Genomic DNA, 9,959 nt, shown 5'->3' with positions numbered 1-9,959 from the left:
TTCACCCCTTTTTCATAAGTTCCTTCTACCAAATGCACTAGAGGTTTTATCCCCTTCCAAGTCATGTTAGAAGCCCAATTAAGAGCCGCATCAATTGAATCTAAAATTGCCCCATTCCAATAGTTCTCTAAGACTGCCCAACACCTTTCAATTAGATTATATTTACTATGGCATTTGCGGGTAATAGATGAGCCGTATTTGCCATTGGGTTTTTCGGGTAAATTCTACCATTCTTTTGATAAATTGAGTGCGGTTGCTGCGAGTAGCGGCTCCTCCATTTAAATCAATGACTAATTCTTCTAAGCCTGGATAGATTGCTTGATTTTCTTGCCACCACAACTCTAAACAATCTGCTACAAAATCTGAGGTTTCAGCCGATTGACCGAAATAAATAGACAGGCGTTCTCCCCTCACATCTAGAATTCCTAAAGGGACTAAAACAGCCGTCCATTCACTATCATGATCATCAGCTTTTAATGGCTCGATATAGCGGGCTTTACCCTCACGAGATAAATTGCCTATCTTAACTTTAGCTTTGCTATCCAAGGAAATTCTCAAAGATTTAGTCTGGTTGTCAGCGGCTTGATTGGCTTGGGCTACGTTGGCAAAAATTGCCTCAGTTTCTGGAATTTTTTTGAGCGGTTTTATTTTTTGTGTTTTTTTTAAACTATAGCCCATTCGATTCAAAATATCTCCAATGGTTTGACGAGAGGGCAATTGTTCATCTCGATAGCCCTTTTCTTCTTTTAATGCCTCTCTTACCTCTCTGGCACTGATTTTAGTAAAGGCAAAAGTTGATTGGAATTTAGGGTCTGCTTGCGAGTACATTTCCACTAAACTCTTAATATCTGCCTCCAAGTTTGGCAGCAGTTCCTCCGTTTTTTTTCTCCCCCTAGCACGATAATTATCAACGCAAATAATTCCAGTTTCCAGCTCTTTCAATCCCGTTGCTATTGCCTGCCTAGACCATCCCAATTCTGTTTCGGCGCGGCGCGGCGAAGAGTTAAAATAGTCTATAGTTACTTGCGCCATAAAAGCCCTTTTCTTAAAACCTGTCAGCTTTTTTGCCGCATCTTTCAAGCTTGATTTGATTTTTTCAGTCAGTTCAGTTACCATAGTTGAGATTGGGAGTAACAAGTTGCTTCTCTAGTCTAGATGGTGATTTATTAATACGCAAGTCCCCAATGGTCGCAAGTTGACGGTTAAGGCTCACAGTCGAGAAGAATTGGAAATGGCTATTAAAGCGGCTCAAGACTTTATATCAGGTTAAAGAAGGTATTATGGCAAAATTTGCTTTGTTAATTGGTGTGAGCGAGTATTCCGAAGGATTGCGCCCAATTTCTAGTGCCATTCTAGACGTTGAAGCAATGCGCCGAGTATTAGAGCATCCAGACATGGGAGCCTTTGATCAGGTTACAGTTTTGCCTAACCCAGACAAAGGGAGCATGGAAAAAGCAGTTGACGATTTATTTGCTGATCGACAGAAAGATGATTTGGTGCTTTTATATTTTTCTGGGCATGGACTTAAAGCTCAAAATGCTAGATTTTTTCTGAGTACAAGAGAAACTGGGCGTGATCAGAATGGAGATTTTCGTCGTGCAACAGCTTTAGCGGCAAGTAAACTTCAAGAGTACATCACAGATAGTCGTTCCCAAAGGCAGATAATTATTCTCGACTGCTGTTTTAGCGGAGCATTGGTTCAGGGAATGCCAATCAAAGGGGAACTTAACATTCAAGAGGAATTAGGAGGTAAAGGAAGGGCGATTTTAACCTCTTCTAGTCCGATTGAATATTCTTTTGAGTCGGAAGATAACGATTTGTCCATCTATACAAAATATCTAGTTGAAGGAATTGAAACTGGTGCAGCAGATAAGGATGGTGATCAATTAATTTCTGTTAATGAATTGCATGAGTATGCCAGCGAACGAGTAAAGGAAGCTGCCCCGGCAATGACTCCCAAATTTTATCTTTCTCTTGAAGGAGAGGATACTATTTATTTAGCCAAATCTCCTCTTGCTGCCACTAATCCTATATTTATTTATCGTGAGAAGGTTAGAGAAATTCTAGATGAATGGAGCAAGGAAAATATATGTAAAGAAAATTTTAATCGTGTAGAAAGAAACTGCCTAAATGAACTAAGAAACGAATTAGATTTATCATTACAGGAGGCAGATATTATTGAACAAGAGAATCTTGCGCCATTCAGAAAAAGATTACAAAATTTAACAGAGTACAAAGCAACTTTTAGAGAATTATTAGCTGATTCTATTTCAATAACAGAAGGAAACAGAAGGAGACTAAAAGAGTTACAAAGCCGTTACGGGCTGAGGGATGAGGATATTCAGGTGATTGAAGAAGAAGTGCAAAATGAGGTTTATCCCATTACTCCGACGATTCCACCAAGCACTTCTCCTTCTGCAAAAATTGCCCAAATTTTGCATTCTATAAAAACTTTAAAGCCCAAAAATTTCAAATTAAATCTGCCAGTTAGCATAGGAATAGCATCAATAGCATTTGTAAGTTTATTTGCCATTTATCGCCATAATATTATTCCTCCATTAGTTCCATCTAATTGTCCAAAACAAACGGGCGACTTTATTAGTGAAGGAGAAGAAGTTCTTAATTACTCTCAATCGTTTAACAAGAAGAAAGGTGCAGAATATTTTGCACAGTGTGATTATCAAAAAGCCCTGTTAAGATTTAAGGACGCATGGCAACAGGATAGGCTAGATGCAGAAACATTAATTTACTTAAATAATGCTTTACTAGAAGCCACTAAAAAGCCATATTACACCATTGCTGTTGCTGTTAGTATCCCCAAAAATCAAAATGACTTTAATGATGATGATGGTGATAGTCGAGCAAAAGAAATGTTACGAGGAGTAGCACAATTACAAACAAAAATTAATCTAGGACTTTTAAATGACAATGATCCATTCCTCAAGTATTTTCCAGATCAAAATTTTATCAATAAAAAAGCGATTAATGGTAAGGGATTAAAAGTTGTCATTACTAATGATGAAAATGACGAATTATTAGCCAAAAAGACAGCATCATCTCTTTCCCAGCGTCCTGAAATTTTAGGAGTTGTTGGTCACTATCCCAGTGAAATGACTGTGGCAACGGTGGATATTTATAATCAAAATAATTTAGTTTTGATTTCTCCCGGATCAACGACTAGCGAGCTTACTAAATACCCCAGAAAAAATTTCCTGCGAACTGTTTTTTCCAGCGAGCAACAATCTCCTGCCATTGCAAAATTTTTGCAAGAAAAGTCTATTAAAAAAGTGGTAGGCTTTTATAGTGAAGGAAGTCCATTTAGTGAATCTTTTTTTAATAGTTTTAAAACTATTTTTACAAGCCCTCCATTCTCTGGAACTGTAGTAAAATTAGATGAATTTGATCTGGGAAATAATTTTGATGAAAAAGAAGCCATCCAAGAGTTACGACGACAAAAAGAAGGAAAAATAACAGAAACAATAGGGCTTGTACTATTCCCAAAAGCAATTGGCGATGCTCAAGGCGATGCAATTAGACTTATAAAACTTAATAATAGTCAAAATTGGGTTATCGGATCATGGGGACTTCGTAGTTCTCGTACCTTAGAACAAATTGACAACCTACAACCTTTTCAAAAGTTTGTTATAGCGGTTCCTTGGGATTCTTTAAACAGTCCTAACCAGGATTTTCTTAAGGATGCTAAAATTTTATGGACTACAACTTCTGTTAATGCAATAACAGCCCTATCCTATGATGCAACTCTTGCTCTAACAAAAGCTCTAGAAAAGGCAAATACTCCCACACGAATTAATATCCATGAACAATTAAAGTCTCTTGATTTTCTTGTCACTAAAGGTGCAACTGGGACAATTCAATTCGATGAAAATGGCGATCGCAAAAAAATTGATGAAAATGGCGAACCCCAAAATCCCTCCGTAGAATTTGTTCACATTGTGGAGTGTCGGACACTAAGTTCAGATTTTGCTTTTGTCCCAATCAAGTATCCTACTGCTAAAGATGCCGGTTTATCCTGTTTAAACTCACCCAAAAAACCTAGTCCCTAGCTAATCAGGGTTGGCTGAAAAAGTCTGAAATGCCGCTAGGAAAAAGGTTTCGACTCAATCAAGCGATCGCCGCTTTTGTAGGTTGGATTGAGGAACGAAACCCAACACAGAATTAAATAACCAACTAAAATAATCTATACTAAGCCAATAAAGCCTGTTTTGTGGCTTTCTTGCCTCCTATTAACAGTAGGCTAAAACTAATAATTAATATCATCGTCGCAATTACTCGTGGACTGGAGACAACAACTAATTATTTTTACCCGTTATCCGGAATTGGGGAAAGTAAAAACCCGTATGATTCCAGCTTTGGCAGCCAAGGGAGCCGAAGAATTACACCGCAAACTGGCCGAATATACTCTCGGTAAATTAGCGGGTTTGAGTAATTTTCTCTCTCTGATCATTTACTACCATGGCGGCAGCGAGGAGAAAATGCGTACTTGGTTAGGTGTGCATTATTCCTATCATGCTCAACGGGGAAAAGACTTAGGAGAAAAGATGCAAAATGCTTTTGCCGATGGTTTTGCTCAAGGGATGACAGCGATCGCTATTATTGGCACAGATTGCCCAGAAATCGGGGAAAAAGAGATTTTAGCAGCCTTTGAGGCCCTAAAAACCCACGATATGGTTTTAGGGCCGGCGTTAGATGGAGGATACTACCTAATTGCTTTAAAACAGGTCTTTCCAGAGCTTTTTGACGGTATTCCCTGGGGGACGGGGGAAGTCTTGGCAAAAACTCAGACAATCGCCGCTAAACTGGCTTTAAAAACCGCTTATCTGCCTAAATTAGCCGATATTGATCGCCCGGAAGACCTGCCCATCTTAAAAAAATACCTGCCGGAATTAAGGTTGAACGATGACGGGGGTTCCCCTGCGGACTAAATCAAACAACACTTTTACATCCCGATTCCGCATCCGCACACAACCATGGGAAGCGGCGCTACCGAGGGAATTTTCCGCGGGGGTGCCATGAAAACCGATGGAATTTTTGCCGTCACTCCAAAAACCGATCCATCTTTCCCCTAGGGGACTATTGGGACCGGGAGCGCTGACTTTTCCCGTCCAGGGACTTTTCCAGACGGGATTGCGAACTAATTCCCGCACCTCAAATTTACCTGTGGGGGTTTCCCAGCCTTTTTTGCCGACGGCGACGGTAAATTGGGCTAAAACTTTACTATCTTGATAAACGTAAACTTTTCTCTCTTTCAGTTTTAGAACCAGATGGGTAGCGAGAGTTTGATTGGCTGCCGTATTCGGGGTGACGGTGCTGATTTGGTTAGCTTGGGCCGGATATAGGGGTAAACAAGTTAATCCTAATCCGATGATTAAGAGGGTCAAATTTCGTTTGAACGCCATTATTCCCACACTCCTCAATTGCGATAGCGATAATTTTTAAGGATAGCAAATAGGGAACTGTTTGGAAGCTCAAGCCGCTTATACTGTGCCAGTTTTAGCTTCGTACTGCCGACAACCTTCACACCGGACCTGTGGGATTAACCGCACAACGCAAATGGGGGGAATAGGCATTAAAACGACAACTAAGATCACCGATCAAGGCCGGTTTATTTTCTGTCCCTAGAGGAATTGACAAAAAATCACTGGCCATCACCGGGCTGTATTCGTGACGATGGCGAATCCCCCTCAAACGGTTGCTTAATCTCTGTTGGGATCGGTTAATCAACCAGAGACTAACGAGAGAGGGAAAGAGGGCGAGGATAAAAACAAAGGTTATCCTGATCACGATTTCAGTTTAGGCGATTGCCAGTGCTGCTAACTTATTATTCAGGCCGGCGCTAGAAATTAGGCCATAACCAGGGAAGACTTCAGGGGTTCTTCCTTTTTGCTTTCATAAACTGCCGCAGGACCGGGGAATCCTCTGGTTAGTTCCCGCACTTTAATTTCACCTGCTTGCAGGGATTTGGTCAAAATTTCCATGGCAACCACGGGTTTACCGGCACCACAGAAGAATAAATCGGCGGCGAAATAGCCGTGTTCAGGCCAGGTGTGGATCGCGATATGAGATTCAGCTAAAGTCGCCGTCGCGGTAACTCCGTGGGGACTGAACTGGTGGACACACAAATCGATCAGCGTTGCTTCTCCTGCCGTAATTCCATCGAGGATAGCGCGACGAATGCGCTCGGGATCGTTGAGGAGGTCAGCAGGTACTTGCCAAGCATCGACAATCAAATGGGTTCCCAGTTTGGTCATTTTTTTTTCAATACTCCCTATCGAAAAACCTTCACAGACTCACCAGTATAACACAATTTTCTAACTTGTGCAAAAAAGATCTGGTTTTTTTTTGGGTACTTTCTCTAAAAAACGGCTCTTCGTTACTTGGTATGGTTCGATAGGGGGGCATAAATCGACTAAATCCTTATCTGGCAAGAGATTTAATTGATTAGTTCGCTCTAGATCAAAAACAATTGACAAAAATCGCCAAATATCTTTCTCGATAAGGGTTTCATCTCTTATAATCCTGTCCGTTGCATAAGACAAACCGAAGAGCCTAAAAAACTAAGACAGAGAAGGGTGTGGGGTGTAGGGTGTAGGGTGTGGGGTGTTGGGAAAAGCGCAAGGGCCTAATTTTATCTAGGAGGGGGGACGGGATTAGTGGGGACGGTGGGACTGGGAGAAGCGGCAGGAATGGGGGGATTTTCGGGTTTACGGACTTGGGGGACGGGTAAAATATAGAAAAGTAGGGCGCAAGCGACAAGACTGCCTAATCCTGCCAAAAAAGGTACTGTTCGACTGGCCACCGATTCATTCACCTTATGGTAGCGACGGGAAACTGGCTGTAATTTTAGGGTTAGGTCGGGTAAAGTGCGAGTATCGGCAAAAAATTGGTCAATCGCTTCTATTAAATCGAATAACTGCACGGTACTGATTTCTATCTTGACTGGACTTTCTGGGATATTCAAGTCCGTTGATGGATACCAGACCAGACGATGGAGATTCTGGTCAATCTTTTCTAGGTACACATGATCTGGTTCATGGACGGGGTCTTGGGGGTGACGAACACCACTTAAAAATTCTTGGGCATACTGACTGACCGCTTGGACCAAATTTTCCAGGAAAACCCGACCACCTTGCAGGACTTTATTGGCCCCGATTAACCGACATTCTACGTTAGTCAAAATTGAGAGTAAAGGTCGGCTATCCCCGGGGTTAGCTGGGGCAAAATCATCGCCGAAACCATCGAGAATCAGGGTACAATTGGGCAGGCTATACTGTCTTCTCATTTTTACACGATCTCCCCATCAAATAAACTAATCCAAAACCGCTGCATTCCCGTGGTACCAGTACAAAATAATAACTGATCGAGGAGGGATAAAGCCAGTTCATTTAAAGCATTTTCATCGGCTAGATAAACCGATACTTTGGCCCGACGGGGGTTCATGCGACTGCGAAAATTGGAGCGAAATCGTTCTAGGTATTCTGATAAAAGAAAATTATTATCCACGGGTAAACCTTTTGACTCCATCTGTTGCCGCGCTAACAGTAATTGTCGGATGGATATAGCTAGAGGTTTGGCCCGATAACTGGCAATGATAACTAAAGCTTTTGCTTGGTCAAGGGTCAGACGGTCGAGGGTGTAGGAAATTCGCCAGGGATTAGTACAGCGCAAGCGCCAGAAAATAATCCGGTTTTTGATAATTTTATCGAGTCCTAGTTCTTTACAGAGGGCTAACAGGGCCTCCCCGGCACCTACTTCTAAGGATTCCAACGCTAACAGCATTAAATCGATATGCTGTTGGAGATGTAGGGCGCATTGCTGACTGGCAATCGGAAAATCGGGTAAAACGCTTAAAATAAACGGTTTTTCTGGGGCTGATGTTGTAGATTCGGGCGTTAGGCTAGTAGAGGTCATGATATAGGAGAACTAAAACACAAGGGCGATCGAGTCAGGGTATTGTAAATTGTATTGTATAGATAGCTGTCCCCCATTTTACGAGACACGGAAACCGAATGGATCTGAAATCACTGATTCGCGATATTCCTGACTTTCCCAAACCGGGTATTGTCTTCCGCGATATTACTACCCTACTCAATCATCCCCAAGGATTACGTTACACGATCGATACCCTAACGGCAAAGTGTCGCGATTACGGTTTATCCCCCGATTACATTGTCGGTATGGAATCGCGGGGTTTTCTCTTTGGTGTTCCTTTAGCATACCAATTAGAAGCGGGATTTATTCCTGTCCGGAAACCGGGCAAACTACCCGCCGCCGTTCATAGTATCGAGTATGATTTGGAATACGGAAGCGATAGCCTCGAAATTCATCAGGACGCGGTGGCATCCCATCATAAAGTCCTAATTGTCGATGATTTAATCGCGACGGGAGGGACGGCGAAAGCGACGGCCGATTTATTAGAAAAAATTGGTTGTGAGGTGTTAGGATTTGCCTTTATCATCGAGTTAATCGACCTCGGTGGTCGGGAAAAACTACCCGATTTACCGATTATTACCATTATCGATTACTAGGTTTTTTTAAGTACCTAAGCAGAATTAATTACACATTTCGCTAACACTCTGGCAAGAGTGCCTATCTCAAAAATGGCAATTAATTCTGCGCGACTATTTGTCTCCTGACTCCTGAATTGGAGTCCCCACTAGGAAATTAACTTGGCATGATTACTTATGACGGCGACCGATGATAATTATAAGGCTAAAACCGCTCGATCGAGTGCTAATGGGTTACAATCTCTCCTAACTAGCGAAACTTTTTTATATATTGTCAAGCGTGTTCTCCAGGGTTTATTAACTCTGTTGTTGGCCTCGGCTTTGAGTTTCGCTATTATCCAATTAACCCCCGGCGGTTTTCTGGCTTTGCTTGACCTTAATCCCAAGATTAGTCAGGAAACTAAAGAACAATATATTGCCCTTTTTGGTTTAAAAGACCCGCCGATTGTCCAGTATTTTAAATGGTTGTGGCAAATGGTAACTCAGTTTAATTTTGGTCTGAGTTTTACCTATTTTCGTCCCGTGTCTTCCCTATTATTAGAGAGAATTCCAGCGACGTTATTAATGTCTTTGACTTCCATTATTTTAACCTGGGCGATTGCGATTCCCTTGGGCATTCTCAGCGCCGTCAAACAAAACCAATTTATCGATAAATTTTTCCGAGTTATCAGTTATCTTGGTCAAGGTTTTCCCAGTTTTATCACTGCCCTTTTACTGCTAATTCTCGCCCAAAATGTCTCGCCGCTTTTACCGGTGGGTGATATGACCAGTATTAACTATTCGGAATATTCCCCTATCGGTAAAGTTTTAGATATCGCTTGGCACATGATTTTACCAACTATTGCCCTGACAGTTACCAGTTTTGCAGGATTACAAAGATTGATGCGGGGACAATTATTAGATGTTCTGCGACAGGATTATATTCAAACCGCAAGGGCGAAAGGTTTACCGGAAAATAAAGTTATCTATGTCCACGCTTTACGCAATGCTATTAATCCCCTGATAACTCTTTTGGGCTTTGAATTTTCTAGTTTGTTAAGTGGGGCATTTATCGCCGAATTTTTCTTTAATTGGCCAGGATTAGGTCGCTTAATTTTGCAAGCTGTGACGGCTAAAGATTTGTATTTAGTTATGGGCAGTTTAATGATGGGTGCTACTATGTTGATTATCGGTAATCTTCTGGCTGATTTGCTTCTCAAAGCTGTAGATCCTAGAATTAAATTGGAGGATTTAAAGTAGGGTGATAGGGAAATTTCAGCTAAATTTACCACTATCCAACGGGTGCATCTCACATTTGCAGAAATAGGGACAATCAGCAATTATCAGTGACCCTTAAATTATTACAGATGTATCAGCAGCTGCGTGTAAGCATCCCACCGAAAAACTAATGCGCGGGGGGTTTGGGGGCGGCGCCACGCCCCCAACGGGGGGTTT

General features: G+C 41.7%; 11 protein-coding genes and 1 pseudogene. 4 read left to right on the top strand and 8 right to left on the bottom strand.

The features are described 5' to 3' along the window. Both O9323_RS22650 and O9323_RS12310 read right to left on the bottom strand, forming a co-directional pair. On the bottom strand, window positions 1-152 hold a 152-nt coding region (locus O9323_RS22650), incomplete at its 3' end, for an ISAzo13-like element transposase-related protein (RefSeq protein WP_502846426.1). 13 nt (window positions 153-165) lie between these two features. Further along, window positions 166-1,032 (bottom strand): ISAzo13-like element transposase-related protein, encoded by an 867-nt coding sequence (locus O9323_RS12310; RefSeq protein WP_288125194.1) that lies wholly within the window; start codon window positions 1,030-1,032, stop codon window positions 166-168. Between the two features lie 248 nt (window positions 1,033-1,280). Here O9323_RS12310 and O9323_RS12305 point away from each other — a divergent pair, with 248 nt between their 5' ends. Together O9323_RS12305 and O9323_RS12300 are read left to right on the top strand one after the other, a co-directional pair. Continuing rightward, window positions 1,281-4,064, top strand: coding sequence for a caspase, EACC1-associated type (locus O9323_RS12305; protein WP_288125193.1), 2,784 nt, complete (start codon window positions 1,281-1,283; stop codon window positions 4,062-4,064). Window positions 4,065-4,292: 228 nt separating this feature from the next. After that, on the top strand, window positions 4,293-4,943 hold the full coding sequence (locus O9323_RS12300; protein WP_288125192.1) for a TIGR04282 family arsenosugar biosynthesis glycosyltransferase: 651 nt from the start codon (window positions 4,293-4,295) through the stop codon (window positions 4,941-4,943). On the opposite strand, the gene O9323_RS12295 is transcribed toward O9323_RS12300, so the two are convergent. The 6 genes and pseudogenes from O9323_RS12295 to O9323_RS12275 all read right to left on the bottom strand — a co-directional run bounded on the left by O9323_RS12295 (window position 4,905) and on the right by O9323_RS12275 (window position 7,929). Then, the gene (locus O9323_RS12295; protein WP_287765977.1) at window positions 4,905-5,417 is read right to left on the bottom strand and encodes a L,D-transpeptidase; all 513 of its coding nucleotides are present in this window, start codon (window positions 5,415-5,417) and stop codon (window positions 4,905-4,907) included. The genes O9323_RS12300 and O9323_RS12295 overlap by 39 nt on opposite strands. A 78-nt stretch (window positions 5,418-5,495) precedes the next feature. Beyond that, window positions 5,496-5,802 (bottom strand): annotated as a pseudogene (locus O9323_RS12290) (DUF6464 family protein). A 59-nt stretch (window positions 5,803-5,861) separates the two neighbouring features. Then, a complete protein-coding gene (speD, locus tag O9323_RS12285) occupies window positions 5,862-6,269 on the bottom strand; it encodes an adenosylmethionine decarboxylase (protein ID WP_002781248.1) in 408 nt (135 codons plus the stop codon). 60 nt (window positions 6,270-6,329) lie between these two features. Further along, window positions 6,330-6,557 (bottom strand): hypothetical protein, encoded by a 228-nt coding sequence (locus tag O9323_RS22645; RefSeq protein WP_353738145.1) that lies wholly within the window; start codon window positions 6,555-6,557, stop codon window positions 6,330-6,332. A gap of 89 nt (window positions 6,558-6,646) precedes the next feature. Beyond that, window positions 6,647-7,300, bottom strand: a complete 654-nt coding sequence (locus O9323_RS12280; RefSeq protein WP_288125191.1) for a DUF4335 domain-containing protein — start codon at window positions 7,298-7,300, stop codon at window positions 6,647-6,649. A 2-nt stretch (window positions 7,301-7,302) separates the two neighbouring features. Next, window positions 7,303-7,929, bottom strand: coding sequence for a DUF3038 domain-containing protein (locus tag O9323_RS12275; RefSeq protein ID WP_287662925.1), 627 nt, complete (start codon window positions 7,927-7,929; stop codon window positions 7,303-7,305). Between the two features lie 98 nt (window positions 7,930-8,027). On the opposite strand from O9323_RS12275, the gene O9323_RS12270 reads away from it, so the two are divergent. Together O9323_RS12270 and O9323_RS12265 are read left to right on the top strand one after the other, a co-directional pair. Further along, the gene (locus O9323_RS12270) at window positions 8,028-8,546 is read left to right on the top strand and encodes an adenine phosphoribosyltransferase (protein WP_002742074.1); all 519 of its coding nucleotides are present in this window, start codon (window positions 8,028-8,030) and stop codon (window positions 8,544-8,546) included. 156 nt (window positions 8,547-8,702) lie between these two features. Next, the gene (locus tag O9323_RS12265; RefSeq protein ID WP_288125190.1) at window positions 8,703-9,764 is read left to right on the top strand and encodes an ABC transporter permease; all 1,062 of its coding nucleotides are present in this window, start codon (window positions 8,703-8,705) and stop codon (window positions 9,762-9,764) included. Window positions 9,765-9,959: the final 195 nt, after the last annotated feature.

Source organism: Microcystis sp. LE19-131.1A, assembly GCF_027532015.1.
In the GTDB taxonomy this organism is placed as follows: domain Bacteria; phylum Cyanobacteriota; class Cyanobacteriia; order Cyanobacteriales; family Microcystaceae; genus Microcystis; species Microcystis ichthyoblabe_A.
Note: the sequence above shows the minus strand (reverse complement) of the source record. Positions and strands in the feature narration are given on the sequence as shown.

Excerpts from the sequence above, each read along its gene's own strand:
- O9323_RS12295 (WP_287765977.1), bottom strand. The coding sequence starts at position 5,417 with ATGGCGTTCAAACGAAATTTGACCCTCTTAATCATCGGATTAGGATTA.
- O9323_RS12265 (WP_288125190.1), top strand. The coding sequence starts at position 8,703 with ATGACGGCGACCGATGATAATTATAAGGCTAAAACCGCTCGATCGAGT.
- O9323_RS12310 (WP_288125194.1), bottom strand. The coding sequence starts at position 1,032 with ATGGCGCAAGTAACTATAGACTATTTTAACTCTTCGCCGCGCCGCGCC.
- speD (WP_002781248.1), bottom strand. The coding sequence starts at position 6,269 with ATGACCAAACTGGGAACCCATTTGATTGTCGATGCTTGGCAAGTACCT.
- O9323_RS12270 (WP_002742074.1), top strand. The coding sequence starts at position 8,028 with ATGGATCTGAAATCACTGATTCGCGATATTCCTGACTTTCCCAAACCG.
- O9323_RS12275 (WP_287662925.1), bottom strand. The coding sequence starts at position 7,929 with ATGACCTCTACTAGCCTAACGCCCGAATCTACAACATCAGCCCCAGAA.
- O9323_RS12280 (WP_288125191.1), bottom strand. The coding sequence starts at position 7,300 with ATGAGAAGACAGTATAGCCTGCCCAATTGTACCCTGATTCTCGATGGT.
- O9323_RS12305 (WP_288125193.1), top strand. The coding sequence starts at position 1,281 with ATGGCAAAATTTGCTTTGTTAATTGGTGTGAGCGAGTATTCCGAAGGA.